Source organism: Pseudomonas sp. HLS-6 TE3448, assembly GCF_053629555.1.
Window position 1 is genome coordinate 2,644,001 of sequence record NZ_JBRJIO010000001.1, and the last position, 18,302, is coordinate 2,662,302.

General features: G+C 58.9%; 17 protein-coding genes. 10 read left to right on the forward strand and 7 right to left on the reverse strand.

Features of this window, described 5'->3' with window-relative positions; all coding sequences use genetic code 11:
• Positions 1 to 8: 8 nt before the first annotated feature.
• Genes AB7M23_RS12270 through AB7M23_RS12285 form a run of 4 tightly spaced genes read right to left on the reverse strand, consistent with a single transcriptional unit; the run spans position 9 to position 4,718 of the window.
• Positions 9 to 1,304: an efflux RND transporter periplasmic adaptor subunit gene (locus AB7M23_RS12270; protein WP_454240929.1), complete on the reverse strand. Its 1,296-nt coding sequence runs from the start codon at positions 1,302 to 1,304 to the stop codon at positions 9 to 11.
• Entirely contained in the window at positions 1,288 to 2,787 is a 1,500-nt protein-coding gene (locus AB7M23_RS12275; protein WP_454240930.1) for a TolC family protein, read from the reverse strand. Before AB7M23_RS12275 ends, AB7M23_RS12270 begins: the two co-directional genes overlap by 17 nt.
• A complete protein-coding gene (locus AB7M23_RS12280; RefSeq protein WP_454240931.1) occupies positions 2,780 to 3,988 on the reverse strand; it encodes an ABC transporter permease in 1,209 nt (402 codons plus the stop codon). Before AB7M23_RS12280 ends, AB7M23_RS12275 begins: the two co-directional genes overlap by 8 nt.
• Entirely contained in the window at positions 3,981 to 4,718 is a 738-nt protein-coding gene (locus AB7M23_RS12285; RefSeq protein WP_454240932.1) for an ABC transporter ATP-binding protein, read from the reverse strand. Before AB7M23_RS12285 ends, AB7M23_RS12280 begins: the two co-directional genes overlap by 8 nt.
• Before the next feature lie 409 nt (positions 4,719 to 5,127).
• On the opposite strand from AB7M23_RS12285, the gene AB7M23_RS12290 reads away from it, so the two are divergent.
• The 4 genes from AB7M23_RS12290 (at position 5,128) to nadA (ending at position 10,420) form a co-directional block, all read left to right on the forward strand.
• Entirely contained in the window at positions 5,128 to 6,006 is an 879-nt protein-coding gene (locus AB7M23_RS12290) for a hypothetical protein (RefSeq protein WP_454240933.1), read from the forward strand.
• Positions 6,007 to 6,664: 658 nt separating this feature from the next.
• On the forward strand, positions 6,665 to 7,462 hold the full coding sequence (locus AB7M23_RS12295; RefSeq protein ID WP_454240934.1) for a hypothetical protein: 798 nt from the start codon (positions 6,665 to 6,667) through the stop codon (positions 7,460 to 7,462).
• Between the two features lie 152 nt (positions 7,463 to 7,614).
• Positions 7,615 to 9,114 (forward strand): YdgA family protein, encoded by a 1,500-nt coding sequence (locus AB7M23_RS12300; RefSeq protein WP_454240935.1) that lies wholly within the window; start codon positions 7,615 to 7,617, stop codon positions 9,112 to 9,114.
• A 247-nt stretch (positions 9,115 to 9,361) separates the two neighbouring features.
• Positions 9,362 to 10,420: a quinolinate synthase NadA gene (gene nadA / locus AB7M23_RS12305; RefSeq protein WP_065759622.1), complete on the forward strand. Its 1,059-nt coding sequence runs from the start codon at positions 9,362 to 9,364 to the stop codon at positions 10,418 to 10,420.
• A gap of 64 nt (positions 10,421 to 10,484) precedes the next feature.
• Here the strand turns inward: nadA and AB7M23_RS12310 are convergent, their stop codons facing one another.
• Complete coding sequence (locus tag AB7M23_RS12310; RefSeq protein ID WP_065759621.1) at positions 10,485 to 11,918, reverse strand: M48 family metalloprotease; 1,434 nt, start codon at positions 11,916 to 11,918, stop codon at positions 10,485 to 10,487.
• A 125-nt stretch (positions 11,919 to 12,043) separates the two neighbouring features.
• Here AB7M23_RS12310 and AB7M23_RS12315 point away from each other — a divergent pair, with 125 nt between their 5' ends.
• Positions 12,044 to 12,283: a sulfurtransferase TusA family protein gene (locus tag AB7M23_RS12315; protein WP_065759620.1), complete on the forward strand. Its 240-nt coding sequence runs from the start codon at positions 12,044 to 12,046 to the stop codon at positions 12,281 to 12,283.
• Between the two features lie 27 nt (positions 12,284 to 12,310).
• Complete coding sequence (locus AB7M23_RS12320; RefSeq protein WP_065759619.1) at positions 12,311 to 13,381, forward strand: AI-2E family transporter; 1,071 nt, start codon at positions 12,311 to 12,313, stop codon at positions 13,379 to 13,381.
• A gap of 67 nt (positions 13,382 to 13,448) precedes the next feature.
• Here AB7M23_RS12320 and AB7M23_RS12325 read toward each other — a convergent pair whose 3' ends face one another.
• The gene (locus tag AB7M23_RS12325; protein WP_065759618.1) at positions 13,449 to 13,922 is read right to left on the reverse strand and encodes a peroxiredoxin; all 474 of its coding nucleotides are present in this window, start codon (positions 13,920 to 13,922) and stop codon (positions 13,449 to 13,451) included.
• A 10-nt stretch (positions 13,923 to 13,932) separates the two neighbouring features.
• Complete coding sequence (locus tag AB7M23_RS12330; protein ID WP_065759617.1) at positions 13,933 to 14,493, reverse strand: glycine cleavage system protein R; 561 nt, start codon at positions 14,491 to 14,493, stop codon at positions 13,933 to 13,935.
• Between the two features lie 261 nt (positions 14,494 to 14,754).
• Here AB7M23_RS12330 and dapA point away from each other — a divergent pair, with 261 nt between their 5' ends.
• From dapA to purC, 4 genes are read left to right on the forward strand one after another with little or no spacing between them, the layout of a single operon-like run.
• Positions 14,755 to 15,633 (forward strand): 4-hydroxy-tetrahydrodipicolinate synthase, encoded by an 879-nt coding sequence (gene dapA, locus AB7M23_RS12335; protein WP_454240936.1) that lies wholly within the window; start codon positions 14,755 to 14,757, stop codon positions 15,631 to 15,633.
• A 17-nt stretch (positions 15,634 to 15,650) separates the two neighbouring features.
• Positions 15,651 to 16,766, forward strand: a complete 1,116-nt coding sequence (bamC, locus tag AB7M23_RS12340) for an outer membrane protein assembly factor BamC (protein WP_330522123.1) — start codon at positions 15,651 to 15,653, stop codon at positions 16,764 to 16,766.
• Positions 16,767 to 17,534 (forward strand): MBL fold metallo-hydrolase, encoded by a 768-nt coding sequence (locus AB7M23_RS12345; RefSeq protein ID WP_454240937.1) that lies wholly within the window; start codon positions 16,767 to 16,769, stop codon positions 17,532 to 17,534. It begins immediately after the preceding gene.
• Positions 17,535 to 17,554: 20 nt separating this feature from the next.
• Positions 17,555 to 18,265 carry a phosphoribosylaminoimidazolesuccinocarboxamide synthase gene (gene purC, locus AB7M23_RS12350; protein ID WP_009399599.1) on the forward strand — a complete coding sequence of 237 codons (711 nt, stop codon included), beginning with the start codon at positions 17,555 to 17,557 and terminating at the stop codon, positions 18,263 to 18,265.
• The last annotated feature ends 37 nt before the right edge of the window (positions 18,266 to 18,302 follow it).

The following is an 18,302-nucleotide window of genomic DNA, read 5'->3' on the forward strand; positions in this document are numbered from 1 at the left end:
AGCTAGCGTTACGGAGGGACGCTGTTCCGGCTTATTGGCATTTCGATGTAGCCCGGTGCGAGGCCAAAGACTTCGACACCTTGAGGAACAGCGCGTCCGGTTGTGACAAAGACCTTCTGCGGTATCTGTTCACGATGCGGTTGGTGGCGTACAAACGTCCGCCCTTCATGATCACGTCTAAGTGCGGCCACCGGTATCGCGATCGCGTTTTCAGCGTGATAGGTGACGATTGCCAGGCGCGCACTCATTCCCAGGCGCACGCGTTGCTGTTGGGCTTGAGTCAGTGGGTCGAGGGTCGCGACCACCCCGTAGCTGGCGCCGGCTCCATACGTTTCTGACGGTAGGCGCTGTGCACTGATGGCTGAGATCTTGCCTGTCAGCGTCATGCCGAGAAAGCCATCACCGGTGATCCGCACACGCATGCCTTCGCTCAACTGGTGCAGGTCGGCTTCTTCAACTCGGGTCACGGCGTTGGTTTGTTCGAGGCTGACCAACTCGAACAAGGGCATACCCTGAGTGGCGCGGATGCCTTGCTGGATAGCGGTGGTGGTGTTTTCGTCCTGTTTGCGTGGGCGCAGGATGATCCCCGCGAACGGTGCGCGTAGCTCGCGTTGAGCATGCAGCGCAACCAGTGCCTGGTAGCGTGATTGGGCGTTGGCACACTCCATTTCGGCGATCTGTCGATGTTCGCCTTTGCCCTTTTCGAGTGTGGCGCTCAGTTCGGCCTGTGAAGCGGCCAGGTCGAGTGTTTGCATGCGGGCTTGTTGCTCAAGGGCTTCGACTTCCATTCGGGCCACGATGCCGCGATCGAACAGGCGCCGGGTGTCGGTGAGCTTGTTGCGCGTGTCGCTCAGGCTCAGTTGGGCGTTGGTCACGGATCGACGGGCGCGGGCCACATCGGCGCTTTGCGGCCAGTTCTGCATTTCTTCCAGGGCGCGCTGAGCTTTGAGTTGCACGGCCAGTGCCTCGCGTAACTGAATCTCCAGTTGCGAGCTGTCGAGCGTCAGCAGGAGCTGGCCTTGCTCGACGCGCTGGCCTTCGGTAACGGAAACGCTGTGTACTAACCCTTCAAAGGGCGCAGCAAGGGTCAACCGTGTCGCGGCTTCCAAACGCCCGATGAGGCCCAACTGGTTTTCTAGTATTTGCGGTTTTACTTGCAGCCAGTCGCTTGCAGGCGGTGAGCCTGGTGGCCTTGCGTGGTACACGAGTGTGATTGCCAGCAACATCAGGCTCAGTGCGCCCGCCAGCCAGTATCGCGCCTGACGTGTGCGTGGAAACAAGTAGCGCTTAGTCGTTGAGGTCAATGTCCCAGCTCTCCAGCGTTGTGCCCAGTGTCTGGTCCAGTTGGGTTTGTGTGTTGAGATAGGCAATCAGCGCATTGAGGCGTGTGCTTTCCGCTGTTCGCAAATCGGCTTCAAAACTCAGTACCTGAAAGTTGCTGGAGCGACCGGCTTGCAGTTTCTCGCGTTCAATATCGAGTTTTCGGCGTGACAGCTCGCGCGCACGTTGTGCGATTTCATACTGGCGCCAGCGGGTGCCGAGGTTGCGCACGGCATCGCCGACATCGCGTTCGAGCAACTGGCGCGTTTCGCTTAGGCGAATGTCCTGGGTTTCGACGTTGACTCTGGCACGCACTTCAGCTTGGCGTCGGCTCAGGTCGCCAATGGGGATCTCGACCTGGAGGCCGGCATAACCTTCCCAGGTGAGGTCGGATGCGTAGCCGCGTTCACCCGGGTAGCGGCTACGGGCCTGGGTGGCAGCACCAATGAGCGATAGGTCCCATAGTCGTTCATTGCGGGCCACCGTGAGGTTGACAGCGGCTTGCTCGATTGCGATCAACTGGGTGAGGTAGGTGGGTTGCTGGTTTTGTGCAACCGCTAGAGCCTCGGCCAGCCCGAAGTCTGTGCGTGTCACGTCAAGGCGTTCAATGGCCTGTACCGGTGTTTGCAGATCGAGCGCCAGCAGGTGCAGTAACTCGAGGCGGCTAGCGTCGAGTTGGTTGGAGGCTTCTTCGACAGCGAGCTCCTGTGTCGCCACGTCCGCTTCGGTCTGCACGAGTTCGAACTCGGCCATGCGTCCAGAGGCGATCATGACCTTGTTGGCATCCAGTAGCTGGCGTGAGCGCGCCAGTGCTTCGCGGGTGATGCGCAACTGTTCTTGTGCACGCAGCAGTTCGCGGTAAGCGGTGATGATCTGGGTGACGGTGCTTGAAACGGTTGCTTTCAGGTTGAGGCGATTGACCTGCTCGGCAAGTTCGGCCAAGCGCATGGGGGCGGTTGCCACCCCGCGCCCTGCGCCGCGGAGCAGGGGCTGGATGACGCTGAACGTTGCGCCATCGTTGTGTGTGCGACCAGCGTGGTTCGCCTGGGTAAGGTGATGACGCCATGACAGGCTGAACTGTGTTCCATATTCGCCAAGCAGTGTGGTTGAAGGGGCGACTTCGTTTTGCCGGTAGTGGTCATCCTGGTTGCGCGTAGCCAGGTGGCGGCTGCTTAGCACCAGTTTTGGCGTGAAGCGGTCTTTTTCCACACGTAGGTCGAATTTCTGCACGATGCGTTCGAAGTACGCACTACGGATGGCGTGATTGTTACGCAGACCTAGCAGTACCGCTTCGTTCAAGGCCAGCGCTATCGTTTGTTCATTCGCGGAAGGGCTCTTGTCGGGGTGGCTGGCTTGCGTGGGTGACAAACGTTCGGCGCATGCGTTTGTCGTAAACAGCAGCAGGTGGACCACACCAACCAACAGGTAACGGGTCGCAGTGCTGGGACGTGCGCACATGTCAGTCATCACGCAGCGCCGTCACGGGTTGCAGGGCGGCCGCACGCTGTGCCGGATGGAGGCCGAAGACCAGTGTACTCAGTAGCGAGCTGGCGATGCCCAGTGGCAGCGAGGTCATTGATAGTGAAAATGACCACCCCGATAGCGTCACAAACATCCAGGCAGCGGCCACGCCGAAAAGGGCGCCAGCCAACGCGCCGACCACGGCCAATGCCATGGCCTCCAGCAGGAAGAGGCTGGCGATATCGCGTGGTCGGGCACCGATTGCCATGCGTATGCCGATTTCTTGCCGCCGTTCGGACACGTTCATGACCATCACGTTCATGATGCCCACACCACCGACCAGCAGTGAAATACCGGCCAGCCCGAGGAGCAGGTAGGAAAAGGTTCGGGCCTGGCGTTCCAGCCCATCCAGCAACTGCTGGGGAATCTGTACCTGTACGGTGTGGCCTGGCGCCTTGGGGGCCAGGTAATCAAGCAGCGCGTTGGCATCTTCAGCCAGGCGCTCACTCTGCAGCCCCTTGGCGATGATGCTGTTGATCTCGGGGGTGGGTGTTATCCGTCTCATCCCCTCGATAGGCAGGAGGATCGCCTCGTCCACGGGAATGGGTATGAGTGGGTTGTGCCCATGCTCGGCCAGGATGCCGATGATCTCAAACAGGTAGCCCTCAATCGCCAGGGGATCCTGATTGTTCAGCGTGCTTACGTTCAGCGCTCTGGCTGCTTGTGCACCCAGCACCGCGTAGGTGCTCTGCTGATCGTAAGGGGAGAGGAATCTACCGTGACTGAGCTGCAGGCCCAATACACCTTCCAGTTCGTGGGAGGTGCCGATGACACTCAAGGGATAGGCTTGGCCGCCGATGTGGACGGTCGTCGAATAGAGTATGGCCGGCGCGATTTCACGAAGACCTGGGACGGCGCGTTTCACAAGCTGGGTGTCCAGTGTCGCAGGTGCGGGGCGCGTGACCGTGCCGGGCGTGGCGGTGAAGCTGCCTACCATTACATCGCTACCCAGGCCCTTGAATGTGCGGATGGCTTCGTGGGCCGCGTTGTGGCCTATGTTCAGCAGTGCGACCACCGAGGCGCAACCTGCTGCGATCCCTAGCAGGGCCAGCAGTGCGCGGCGCCCAAGCAGGCGCAGGCTGCTCAGGGGTTCGCTCAGTGTTTGGCGCAAGGATGGCCCGTAGCGGTTTAGCCGTGCGTCAGGCATGTGCTGGGTTCGGATACTGTTCAAGCAGATGCCCGTCTTTGACCAGCAGGCAGCGCTGCAGTGTCTGGGCCAGTGATTCGTCGTGGGTGACGATCACGAGGGTGACGCCCTGTTCTCGATTCAAGGCCTGTAACAGCGCTAGCACTTCCCCAGCGGTGGCGCTGTCGAGGTTGCCGGTGGGTTCGTCGGCCAGAATCAGGTCGGGGCGGCCGACCAGGGCCCGAGCAATGGCTATGCGCTGGCGTTGTCCGCCGGACAGCTCTGCCGGGCGATGATGGGCGCGATTGGCCAGGCCGACACGTGTGACCTCCTGTAAGGCGAGGCGCTGTGCCTCTGCGTGCCCGTACCCTCGATAGCGCAGGGGCAGTGCCACGTTTTCCAGTGCGCTAAGGCGAGGGAGCAGGTTGAAACTCTGGAACACGAACCCGATGCGCTGGTTGCGTGTTTGGGCACGTATGTGCGCCTTGGCGCGGGTCATGTCGTGCCCGTCGAGTAACAGGCGACCGGATGTGGGCTGGTCAAGCAGGCCAATGATATTGAGCAGCGTGCTTTTCCCTGAACCGGAAGCGCCGACGATTGCGCAGCTTTGTCCTCGCATGATGGACAGCGACACGTTGTGAAGTGTTGGCCGAAGCCCGGCAGCTGTTGAGTAGGTGTGGCCGATACTTTCCAGCTGTAGAAGCTTTTCGCCTGGCAGGGCGGTTGTGTGGTTGTTTCCGTTGTTCGGCAAGGCCTGCTCCAAAGTATTTATCTAGTTTTCTATGGTTTTTGTGAGTCAGGCAATAAACAAGGTGTTGATGAGTGGTGGGTAGAGTTATTCAAAAGGCTAGCGCAGGTTTAATTGTCTATGCGTGCTGTCTTGATTTTGCTAGGTGTTGGCTGTTTATTTTATGTCTGGTTGTTTGTATGAATATTCTGATGTTCAGGAATTTGCTTTGGGTGTGAAAGGGTGTTGTTCGTGAAAAGGGTTGACGTTATTTGTCGTGCCGACTAAGAATTGCAGTCGGTTACACTGCTAACAGCAGTTGCGGCAACATTTTTTACGGTTGTGAATGGCGTGATGAAGTCAGGCTGCAATGTGGTCGGCTTATTTCAAGGGCGCATTGCAAGTGTGATAAGCCTAAGCCGAGGGCATGTCTGTGTCGCTGGAACGCTTCGCGTTAAATAAATACGCAGGGAGGGCCGCCATGGTTGGCGTTACAGGCTATACATCTTTTTCCGGTACCAGTGCGCTGACCCGGGCCAGCCCAAGCTTGCCCGTTAGCACCGACGACACAGCGTGCTCCGCTGCAGTCATCCCGCCAGCGAGTGATGCAAGTACGGTGTCTACGCTGGCTCGGCAGCTCAGCGAGGCGGCTGCTCGCGCCGAGGCGCGCGATGCTGGGCTTGATTACAAGGCGTTGGGTGAGGCGGCAAAAGTGCTGTTGAATCAAATATCGGGTGATAGCTATACACTCAACAAGGCTCGGCACGATGCGGAGCTGCCGAACAGTGATGACCCAGAACTACTGGAACGGGCCAGGCAGGCAACCGATTTCGTCAACAGTCGTTACCCAGGCTCCAACATCGTCGGCAAGAATCCTTTCGCGGGCATGTCACGAGATCAACTGGCTCTGATTGCCTATGACGATAGCGGTGCTTTCACGGTCAATGAGCGACGCGCAGCACTGTGCGAGAGTCTGAATCAGGAATACGAGTGGCGTCGGATGGTGCTGGCAAAAGGTGACGCTGAATACAACAGTACCGGCAAGCTCACCAGCTTTTTCACCGAGGTGCTTGAGCATTATGAAAGTCTGCCGGCTATCGAGCAGGCACAGTACCCTGGCAATTATGTGAGCCAGTTGCAGGGATGGATTGATAGCGGTTTCAACTACATCACTCACCAGTCTGAGGGCAACGCTACGACCTTGGTCGGGTTGCTCGAAGAATGGATGACTTCAGCGTCCTCACAACAAAATGATGCAACGGATGACCTGCCCGCCAGAGCAGGTGATGAGGCTGCGAGCACACGCAGTTGAGTGCACAGCGCAATAAGGTGCAGTCAGTTAGGTTTATCGAGAAATCGTAAGTTCAGCATTGCTTTTGGCGTCGCTCCAAGAAGTGTCGCTGTAATTTAATAATGCCTGTTCAAACACGTGGAGACATGAAATATGAATGTACATAAGGTAGTGCTTGCGCTGCTCTCGGTCGTTACTTTGTTTGCTGCAGGTGCGGCGCATGCTGGGCCTAAGGTTATGGTGACCTTTAAGAATAACGCTATCTCAGATGCTGCATATGTAATAGAGACGTCAAATGAGGCCAGCACCAATGTAAATGCTTAGCCAAAGCCGGCTGCTTTGGTTGATTATGGTGGGGCGGATACTTACTATGTTCAAAGCAATGTCTCTCCTGATACAAATTTCGCTGCTGTCCGCTACAAGGTTGGCGGCAAAACCTGTGCATTTACCACGACGTATGTGAATACATACAACTCAAGCGGTATCAAGGTGCCGTCCTGGAACAAGACGTCTACCCCCAGTGGCGGTGCTACGTGTACCGCGACTATCACATCGACCAATTACACGAGTCACGAGTGGTCGGTAGAGTTTGCAATGAAGTAATCATCCCTATGGCCGGTGCTGTATTAGCCGGCCATTTTTTTTGCAAGACCTATTCGTCAGTCGAAGGAGGGCCGCCATGGTTGGCGTTACAGGGTATACATCTTTTTCCGGTACCAGTGTGCTGGCCCGGGCCAGCCCAAGCGTGCCCGTTAGCACCGACGACACAGCGTGCTCTGCTGCAGTAATTCCGGCAGCGAGTGAGGCAAGTACGGTGTCTACGCTGGCGCGGCAGCTCAGCGAGGCGGCTGCGCGTGCCGAGGCGCGGGATGCCGGGCTTGATCGCAAGGCGCTGGGTGAGGTCGCGAAAGCACGGTTGAATGAAATTTTGGGCGACAGTTATTTCTTTAACAAGGTGAAGCATGACGCCGAGCTGCCAAACAGTGATGACCCGGAGCTGTTGGCACGGGCCAAAGACGCGACGGACTTCGTCAATGGCCGTATATATGGCTCCCGTTCCGGGACCAATCCTTTTGCGGGCATGTCACGAGATCAATTGGCCTTGATTGCCTATGACGATAGTGGTGCTTTCACGGTCAATGAGCGGCTTGCCGCATTTTACGAGGCTCATGAGCAGGAGGAAGCTTGGCGCCGGATGGTGCTGGCAAAGTCGGATGTTGAATACAACAGCACCGGCAAGCTCACGGGCTTTTTCATGGAAGTGCTTGAGCATTATGAGGGACTACCTGCCATCGAGCAGGCGCAGTACCCCTATACCTATGTGAGCCAATTACAGGGATGGATTGACAGCGGTTTCAACTACATTACTCATCAGGCCGAGGGCAATGGCATGAACCTGAGCGGGTTGCTCGAGAAGTGGCTTGTGGAAAGCCCGGATGGCCGCAAGGGCGTGTTGAACAGTATCGACCCCGCATAGTGTGAAGCGCCTCATGATCCTGGTGAAGTACTGGGGGAAAGGGCGGGCAAAGTGATATTCTTCGCGCCCTCGGTCAACCCGTGTCGTCGCGGCATGCCGGTTTGGCTGAACAGTCATACTTCCCCCATTATGGATATCGTTCGGGTCAGTTCATGAAGAAATCAGTAGGCGTACTTTCCGGTCTTGCGGTACTCGCGGCCTTGACGAGTGCAGGTACCTGGTACACCGGCAAGCAGTTGCCTGACGCCTTGAAGGCCTCTATTGCGCAAAGTAACGAGCAGGCCCAGAAGGCATTGCTTGGCACGGGCGCCAGTGCCAGCGTCGAGTTGGTTTCGCTGGAGCAGCACTTCTACACCAGTACCGCCCATTACCGTGTGAAGGTTGCAAACCTGGATGCCGGTGACGAGTCGGTGAGCCTCGAGTTGAACTTCGTTGATCGCATCGAGCACGGCCCGCTGCCATGGTCGCGCTTGAAGGCGTTCAAGCTGATGCCGGTCATGGCAACCAGCAACTATGCGCTGGAGAAGACTGAAGGTACCGCCAAGTGGTTTGCCGCGGCCAAGGAAGTTGCGCCGCTGCGGGGTCAGGTCAGCCTGGGTTATGACCGTTCGGTACAGGGCAGTATGAAACTGTTGCCGCTGGACGTTACCGGTGACGACGGCTCGGTGGTGAAATTCTCCGGCTTCAACCTGGATGTCGACAGCAGTGCCGATGCCGAGAAGGTCAAGGTCAATGGCACCATGGGCAGCCTCGCCATGTCGCTGGTGTCGCCTGACACTGCGCCGGTCAAGATCGACCTCAATGGCATGAATATTACGGGTGACCTGACCAAGACCACCTATGGCTTCTATGTGGGGCAGGTTGACTTCGGGTTGGCCAGCAGCCAGTTCGTGTTCGGTGATCAGCAGTCGACGTTGCTGCTCAAGGCGCTTGAGCAGCGCAACGATTACCGCGCTGAGGGCGACAAAATGTCGGGCCGCCTGACCTACAAGGTCGGCGACATCAGCTACGAGGGCAAGTCGGTCGGCAGTGCGCAGATGGTCATGAGCGTGAAGAGCCTGGACATTCCGGCGCTCCAGTCGTTGATGAGCTGGTATGAAAGCCATCTGCCCGAGATTCAGCAGGCCGCCGCCGAGGGGCGGTCCATGCCGCAGTTGGCGATGAGCCCTGAAGAAGAGGCGAAGGTACGCGAGGATATCCTGAAGATGCTCGCGGCCAAGCCGCAGGTCGCGCTGGAAGACTTGTCGTTCAAGACCGCCAACGGTGAAAGCCGTTTCAGCCTGGCGGTTGAGCTGAACAAGCCGACCTCGTTGGAACTGCCACCGGATCAGTTGGGTCGCCAATTGATCTCCCAGCTCAAGAGCAACCTGACGCTGTCCAAGCCAATGATCGTTGATCTGGCGGTTCTGCAGGCTGCCTTCCAGGGTGAAACCGACACCCAGGCGATTGCCCAGCAGGCGTCCATGACCAGTGAAATGGTCGGGCAGATGGCGCTGCAGACGCAGTTGGCCAAGCTGCAGGGCAGTGATGTCGTTGCCAACTTGAACTATGTCGATGGCCAGGTAGAGTTCAATGGGCAGAAAATGACCCTTGAAGAGTTCGCCGGGCTGGTCATGGCCAACCTCGGTGCCATGGGTCAAATCGGCGGTTGATGTGATGCAAGGGGCGGGCAGCCGAGGCTATGGCTGCCTGCCCTTGGCCGTTTCAGGCCAAAAAAACCTTTAGAATTCATCTGATTATCTGTAGCCTTCGGCCTCCTATGAAGCCGAGGCCGCAGAGGCTTTACGGTCCTGCCGCAACTGCCGTTCGGGCACTTGCCGACGGAACCTGTAGCCGATTTGCCGGGGCTCGGTGATACACTCGACTTACGCGTATCAGCGCCTGCAGGTCTTGCCGAACATGACGCATATCTCCGAACGCCTTCTGGTTCAAGCTCACTTGGATGCCAAGCAACCCAAGCCACTGACACCGGAAGAAGAAGCCCATTACCGTGCCGCCATTGCTGCTGAGCTCAAGGCGCAGGATGCGGTCCTGGTGGCTCACTATTACTGTGACCCGGTCATCCAGGCACTTGCCGAGGAGACGGGCGGCTGCGTGTCTGACTCGCTGGAAATGGCTCGCTTTGGTAACAAGCACCCGGCCAAGACGGTCGTCGTTGCCGGTGTTCGCTTCATGGGCGAAACCGCCAAGATCCTCAACCCTGAGAAGCGTGTGCTGATGCCAACGCTTGAAGCGACCTGCTCGCTCGACCTGGGTTGCCCGGTGGACGAGTTCTCGGCGTTCTGTGACAAGCACCCTGAGCGTACCGTAGTGGTTTATGCCAATACGTCGGCAGCGGTCAAGGCGCGTGCTGACTGGGTGGTAACCTCCAGTTGTGCGCTGGAAATCGTCGAAAGCCTCATGGATAACGGCGAGACCATTATCTGGGGGCCGGACCAGCATCTGGGGCGTTATATCCAGAAACAGACCGGCGCCGACATGCTGCTCTGGGACGGTGCGTGCATTGTTCACGAAGAGTTCAAGTCGCGACAATTGGCGGACATGAAAGCGCTGTACCCCGATGCGGCGATTCTGGTTCACCCTGAATCCCCTGAGGCAGTGATCGAGCTGGCCGATGCGGTGGGTTCCACCAGCCAGTTGATTGCCGCTGCGCAAAGCATGCCGAACAAAACCTTTATCGTCGCCACCGATCGCGGCATCTTCTACAAGATGCAGCAGCTGTGCCCGGATAAAGTCTTTGTCGAAGCGCCTACCGCAGGTAACGGTGCCGCATGCCGCAGTTGCGCCCATTGCCCATGGATGGCCATGAACACGCTGGAGCGCACCCTGCAGTGCCTGCGTGAGGGCAGTAACGAGATTTTTGTGGACGCTGCGTTGATTCCGCAGGCCATTCGCCCGCTCAAACGCATGCTGGATTTCACCCATGCAGCGCGGATGAAGCTGTCCGGTAACGCCTGATACACGCTGAATCCTGCGACGGCAGGGCAGCCCCATATGCTGTGGGGCTGCTGCCGTGCGTGGGTTAGCGCATCATTTCCTTGACCATGCGTTGCTGCTCAAGCATTTCCCGTTGCCGTGCATCGAGGCGCGACGCCAACTGGAAGTTGTTGCCGGCACGGCGCTTGGCGTAATCAAGCTGCTGAATTGCCTGGTCGTAGTCGCCGACCAGGGCAAAGTACTCTGCGCGAGCCTGGTGCAGGCCTATCGTGTTGCCTGACAGGCCGCGTGCCTCGGCCACTTCATACCAGACATCCGGATCGTCTGGACGGTTCTTCAGCAAACCGTCCAGCGCCTTTTCCGCTTCGGCGGGGCGATTCAGTTTCAGCAATACATCGGCCCGGGCCTGCTGCAGTGGGTAGCTGCCGGGGTAGAGGGTGAGCATCTTCGTCACCCGTTGTTCGGCGTCGGCCAGTCGATTATTGGTAATGTCCAGGTCGATTTGCGCAAGGTTGTAGGTGATGTCGTTCGGTGCCTTGGCCAGCAGTGGCTTGAGGTTTTCGCGGGCTTCGTTCAGTTGGCCGCCCTTGGTCTGGGCGATGGCCAGGCCATAGCGTGCGGCATCGAGTGTGGGGTTTTCCTCGAGCATGGCGCGGAAGCGTTTGGCCGCAAGGCCGGGGGTGCCCTCGTAGGTCAATTGCACCCGAGAACGCATCAATTGGTAGCGCAGGCTGTCTTCGGTGCCGCCGGCAGGTGCCTGTTCGGCACGGTTGCGGGTGTCGGCAATACGCGACTCGGTCACCGGGTGAGTCAGCAGGAATTCTGGCGGCTTGGCGTCGAAACGGTACTGGCGCATCAAACGCTCGAACATGCTGGGCATGTTCCGTGGGTCGTAGCCAGCCTTTTCCAGGTTGATGATGCCGATACGGTCGGCCTCTTGCTCGTTCTGCCGGGAGAAACGCCGCTGCTCCTGGATCGCGGCAGCCTGGGAGCCGGCGATGGCGGCAATACCGGCATCCCCGGCACCGGAAGCTGCAACCACGATCCCGGCCAGCAGGGCCGCCATCATCGGCAGTTGCATGCGTTGCTGGGCTTCAACCCCACGGGCAAAGTGGCGCTGCGACAAGTGCGCCAGTTCGTGGGCGAGTACCGAGGCATATTCGCCTTCGTTCTGGGCGTTGAGGAACAGCCCTCCATTGACCCCGACAATGCCGCCGGGCGCAGCAAAGGCGTTCAGCTCTTTGCTGTCGATCAGGATGAACTCCAGGCGTCGGTCCTGCAGTTGGCTGGTTTCGGCAAGCCGGTAGACACTGGTCTCGACATAATCCTTGAGCTGCGGGTCGGACAGTTGGCCGACATTGCCCCGCAACAGGCTGAGCCAGGCGCGGCCCAGTTGGTGCTCCTGTTGCGGCGAGACAATGGCCGAGCTGGCGTCGCCGAGTGACGGAAGGTCGTCGGCATGGCTCGGTAGCGCCAACAGGCAGGCCAGCGTCAGCAAGGTGGGGCGCAAAAAATTCATGCACGAAGCTCTGGTCGACAAAGACCTTACTGTAGCCCGCTCGCACGTCTGCGACCAGAGGCGGTATTCTACCGGGCTTGCTTTGTATCAATGCCCTTGACCGGGCGCCTGCCAGGAGAGAACCGATGACCGATAGCCTGCCCTGTGACGCCGAGCTCGATGCCAGTGGCCTGAATTGCCCGCTGCCTCTGCTCAAGGCCAAGCTGGAGCTCAATCGGCTTGCCAGTGGCGCGGTGCTCAAGGTGATCGCCACCGACGCGGGTTCGCAACGTGATTTTCGCACTTTTGCTCAATTGGCAGGTCACACGCTGCTACTCGAAAAGGCCGAGGCCGGGGTTTTCAGCTACTGGCTGAAGAAAGCCTGAGTCTTCCCCCGTATTTAAGGATTGTTGATGTTCAAAGTGCTTCGCGACTGGATGCAGCGCTATTTCTCCGATGAGGAGGCAGTGGTGCTGGCGGTGCTGCTGTTCCTGGCGTTTGCCGCGATATTGACCCTTGGCGGGATGCTCGCGCCCGTGTTGGCAGGCATGGTCCTGGCGTTTCTCATGCAAGGCCTGGTCAATGCCCTGGAGCGTTTCAAGGTTCCCAGCAAGATTGCCGTGGCACTGGTGTTCACACTGTTCATGGGGGCGCTGGCGGTGTTCCTGTTGGTGCTGGTGCCGTTGCTGTGGCATCAGTTGATCACCTTGTTCAACGAACTGCCCGGCATGCTTGGCAAATGGCAGTCGCTGTTGTTGCTGCTGCCGGAGCGCTATCCGCACCTGGTCTCGGACGAACAGGTCTTGCAGGCCATTGAAGTGATGCGTGGCGAGATCGGCAAGTTCGGCCAGTGGGCGCTGACCTTCTCGTTGTCCAGCCTGCCACTGTTGGTCAACGTCATGATCTACCTGGTGTTGGTACCGATCCTGGTGTTCTTTTTCCTCAAGGATCGTGAACTCATCGCGCGTTGGGTCAGTGGATACCTTCCGCGTGAGCGGGCCTTGATGACCCGTGTGGCCGAGGACATGAACCGGCAGATCGCCAACTACATTCGCGGTAAAGGTATCGAGATCCTGATTTGCGGGGTCGCGACCTACATCGCCTTTGTCGCCCTTGGGCTGAACTACGCGGCGCTGCTGGCACTGCTGGTCGGTCTGTCGGTGGTAGTGCCCTATGTCGGGGCGGTGGTGGTGACCGTGCCGGTGACATTGATCGCCTTGTTCCAGTGGGGCTGGGGAGACCAGTTCATTTACCTGATGGCGGTGTACGCGATCATTCAGGCGCTGGACGGCAACGTGTTGGTGCCGTTGTTGTTCTCCGAAGCCGTCAGCCTGCACCCGGTCGCAATCATCTGCGCCGTGCTGTTGTTCGGCGGGCTGTGGGGGTTCTGGGGGATCTTCTTTGCGATTCCGTTGGCGACCCTGTTCAAGGCGGTACTGGATGCCTGGCCTCGTCGGGAACCGCCTGTGGCGCCATTGCTGTAACGTCAGGCAGGGTTGATCACCGGCAAGGCCAGCTCCAGCAGGAGCCGGCCTTGCCGACGATAGCGCTTCAGGCCTTGTTCAACGCCTGCGCTTGGGCCAGCACGGCTTCAACGTGGCCCGGTACTTTCACGCCACGCCACTCCTGGCGCAGTACACCATCCTTGTCGATCAGGAAGGTGCTGCGGTCTACGCCCAGGTATTCCTTGCCATAGAGCTTCTTCAGCTTGATCACGTCGAACAACTGGCACAACGCCTCGTCCTTGTCGCTGATCAGCTCAAACGGGAACGCCTGCTTGCACTTGAAGTTCTCGTGCGATTTGAGGCTGTCGCGGGAAACGCCGAACACCTCGGTGTCGGCTGCCTGGAAGGCCGCATAGTGATCCCGAAAACCCTGGCCTTCGGTGGTGCAGCCCGGGGTGCTGTCCTTGGGGTAGAAGTACAGCACGACCTGACGGCCTTTCAGGGCTTCCAGGTTGATCTGCTTGCCGCTGGTGGCCTCGGCCTGGAAAGCGGGTACCGATTGATCGAGTTCAACAGCCATGGTGCATTCCTTACATGGGGTTTTGTGGGCGCCAGGGTTCGATCAGCGCATCCAGGTTGAGTGCGTCGGCGAAGTCCAGGAACTGATCGCGCAGCCAGCTGATCTGTGTGCCTGCAGGCAGCGTTACGGTGAACGTGGCGTTGAGCATGGTGCCGCCGGTTTGCGGTGCCTGATAGGTATCGCAGGTCAGGTTCTCCAGCTCTACCCGGTGGTCGAGGAAGAACTGGCACAGCTCATTGATGATATCGGGCCGATAGGCGGCGCTGATGTAGGCGACGTACGGCAAGGACAGTGGGCGAACCTCCAGGCCTGCGCTGCGCACGACATTGACCGTGAAACTGTGCTTCTTGGCCAGGCTTGGAAGTGCAGCCTCGAGCCGCGCCAGTGCGTCCCAGCTGCCTGATACCTGGAGCACCAGTGCGCTGCATTCCCCGTGGCGTGTCAGGCGCGAGGTTACGACAGAGCAACGGTTGTCGTTGCTGGTGCGGCACAGGATGTTGGTCAGCTCCATGGGATTGGGGCCCAGGGCGCTGATGACAAGGAATTGTTCGCGAACGGTGGGGGTGGACATGCAGCATTCCTAAAGCGATGAGCGGTCGGTACGTGACGTGGCAAGAGGCTGTGCTTTATACCGTTCCGCCGCTCAGAATCGAGGGTCAGGGCGCAGCCGAGGTGCATCATCAGCAAGCCAGGGGGCTGCTGCGTACCGATCAAAGAGGGAAGGGTAGCGAAAACTGCTGCCGAGGGGAATGCTCCGGCCACCTGCTTCGCTTGTGCAAGCCCGATGGCGCCAGTACCATTACCGCTCTCTTTTTCCGGCAGGAGCAGTTTCATGATTGCGGGCAGTATGGTGGCATTGGTCACACCCATGGATGCACAAGGGCGTCTTGACTGGGACAGCCTCAGCAAACTCGTGGACTTTCACCTGAAAAACGGTACTCATGCCATCGTTGCCGTCGGTACGACCGGCGAGTCTGCGACCCTTGATGTCGAAGAACACATCAAAGTCATCGAGGCTGTAGTCAAACAGGTCAACGGGCGTATCCCGGTGATCGCTGGCACCGGCGCCAACTCCACGCGTGAAGCGGTCGAGCTGACCCGCAACGCCAAGAACGCCGGGGCTGATGCCTGCCTGCTGGTGGTGCCGTACTACAACAAGCCTACCCAGGAAGGCTTGTACCAGCACTTCAAGCATATCGCTGAAGCCGTAGACATCCCGCAGATTCTCTACAACGTGCCCGGCCGTACTTCCTGCGACATGCAGGCCGAGACCGTCATTCGTCTGTCGACCGTACCGAACATCATCGGTATCAAGGAAGCCACAGGCGACCTGAAGCGCGCCAAGGCCATCCTGGATGGCGTCAGCAAGGACTTCATCGTCCTGTCCGGCGATGATCCAACCGCCGTTGAGCTGATCCTGATGGGCGGCAAGGGCAATATCTCGGTAACCGCCAACGTTGCGCCACGCGAAATGGCCGACTTGTGTGAAGCCGCCCTCAAGGGCGATGCCGAAACGGCCCGTGCCATCAACGAAAAACTGATGCCGCTGCACAAGGACCTGTTCATCGAAGCCAACCCGATCCCGGTGAAGTGGGCGTTGGTGGAAATGGGCCTGATGCACAAAGGCATTCGCCTGCCGCTGACCTGGCTGAGCGAACCTTGTCATGAAACGCTGCGGCAGGCCATGCGCCAGTCCGGCGTACTGGTTTAACTGAGGAAGTACACCGCATGAAGCGATTGGCTGGTCTTTCCGCCCTTGCCTTGATTATCTCCAGCACCAGCGGGTGCGGCTGGCTGTGGGGTGAAGACGGTTACTTCCGTGACCGTGGCAGCGACTATCTGGAGGCTACCCAGAAGCCGCCGATGCAACTGCCACCGGATGTCAGCAGTGCCAAGCGTCTCGACCCGCTGCTGCCGATCCCGCGTAACGTCGCGGACAGCAGTACCAAGGGCGAGTTCGACGTGCCGCGTCCTCTGCCGTTGTCGGCGGCGGGTGAAGCCAGCGACTTCAGCCTGCAGAAGAGTGGTAACTCGCGTTGGGTACTGGCCCAGCGTGCACCGGCTGAAGTCTGGCCAGTGGCTCGTCAGTTCTTTGAAGACAACGGTTTCCGTATTGCCGAAGAGCGTCCGCAAACCGGTGAGTTCACGACCACCTGGCAGCGTTCCGACGAGCTGTCGGCCGCCATGGCAAAACGCTTGGCAAGCACCGCCACCAGCGGTGACAGTGAAATGCGTGCGCGTGTACGCATCGAGCCAGGTGTACAGCGGGGCACCAGTGAAGTCTATGTGGTGACTGCTGAGCGTCCGGCCGGCAGCACCGCCGAGGTTGATTTCCCGGCGCGTTCCGTCAATACCGCCGCTGATGCCCTGCTGGTCGATGAAATGCTCGCCAGCATGACCCGTAGCGCCGAGAAGGGCGGTTCCGTCTCGCTGCTTGCTGCTCGTGATTTCGATGCCCCTAGCCGTGTCAGCCTGAGCGAAGACGGCAGCGGCAACCCGGTATTGAACCTGGGCGCCGACCTTGATCGTGCCTGGTCCAGTGTGGGCCGCGCCTTGGAACACGGTGAGTGGCGTGTCGAGGACATCAACCGCAGCCTGGGCCTTTACTACATCAACCTGGCCGAGAAAGCCGAGAAGCACGACCAGGAGCCTGGTTTCTTCGGCAAGCTGTTGGGTAGCGAGCCGAGCAAGGAAGAGCGTGAAGCCCGTGCCGAGCGTTATCAGGTTCGCCTGAGCAAGGTGGGTGACAGCGTCCAGGTTACGGTCGAGAAAAATATCAACACCGTCGCGCCAGCTGATGTCGCACGCCGTGTGTTGAGTGTCATTCAGGACAACCTGGGTTAAGTGCGCTTCGCCGTACTAGGAAGCGGTAGCCAGGGCAATGGTACGCTGATCGCCAGTGACGACACCTGTGTGCTGGTCGATTGTGGCTTTTCCCTGCGGGAAACCGAGCGGCGCCTGGCGCTGCTCGGCGTAGCGCCAGATCAATTGAATGCCATCGTCGTTACCCATGAACATGCCGACCACGTTCATGGCGTTGGTTTGCTGGCGCGGCGCTACAATCTACCGGTCTACCTCAGCCGTGGGACGCTGCGCGGGATGCGCAAGCCCGTCGAGGTCGCAGGCTTCCTGGCCGGTGACGAGCGGTTGCAGGTGGGAAGCTTGAGTATTACCGCTGTTGCTGTGGCGCACGATGCGCTGGAGCCACTGCAGTATGTGTTCAGTGACGGTCATCGGCGATTGGGTGTGCTGACCGACCTGGGTTCGTATGATGATCGGCTGTTGGCTCACTATCAGGATCTGGACGCCTTGTTGATCGAGGCCAATCACTGTCGAGATCTGCTGGCGAGAGGGCATTACCCCTATTTCCTCAAGCAGCGGGTGGGTGGTGATCTAGGACATTTGAACAACCATCAGGCCGCGCGCCTGGTGGCCGAGTTGGGTTGGCACAAGCTGCAGCATCTGGTGCTGGCCCACCTCAGTAGCAAGAACAACCAGCCACAGCTGGCCCGGCAGTGTTTTGTCGACGCCTTGGGGTGTGACCCGGGCTGGCTACAGGTGGCCAATCAGGATTCAGGGCTCGACTGGCGCGAAATCGCCCGGCCCATCTAACTTAGCAAGCGGAGCCCATCATGGAAAAACGTGAAGAACTCTACCGCGGCAAAGCCAAGTCGGTTTACAAGACCGATGACGCTGACCGCTTGATCCTGCTGTTTCGCAACGACACTTCGGCGTTCGACGGCAAGCGTATCGAACAGCTCGACCGCAAAGGCATGGTGAACAACAAGTTCAACGCCTTCATCATGCAGAAACTCGAAGAAGCGGGTATCCCGACTCAGTTCGACAAACTGCTGGGTGACAACGAGTGCCTGGTCAAAAAACTCGACATGATTCCGGTCGAGTGCGTCGTGCGTAACTATGCTGCTGGCAGCCTGGTCAAGCGCCTGGGCGTTGAGGAAGGCATCAAGCTGGAGCCTTCGACCTTCGAACTGTTCCTGAAGAACGACGAAAAGGGTGATCCGTTCATCAACGAATCGCACGTTGTTGCGTTTGGTTGGGGCACTGCCGAGCAACTGGCGAAAATGAAAGCGCTGTCGCTGAAGGTCAATGAAGTACTGACCAAGCTGTTCGACGACGCTGGCCTGCTGCTGGTGGACTTCAAGCTGGAGTTCGGTGTATTCCACGGCGAAATCGTGCTGGGTGACGAGTTCAGCCCGGACGGCTGCCGCCTGTGGGACAAGGAAACCCGCAAGAAGATGGACAAGGACCGCTTCCGTCAGGGCCTCGGTGACGTCATCGAAGCGTACGAAGAAGTGGCCAAGCGCCTGGGCGTACCGCTGTAAGCTGGCGTTTTAACGCAAGCGCCTGATACCACGCGAA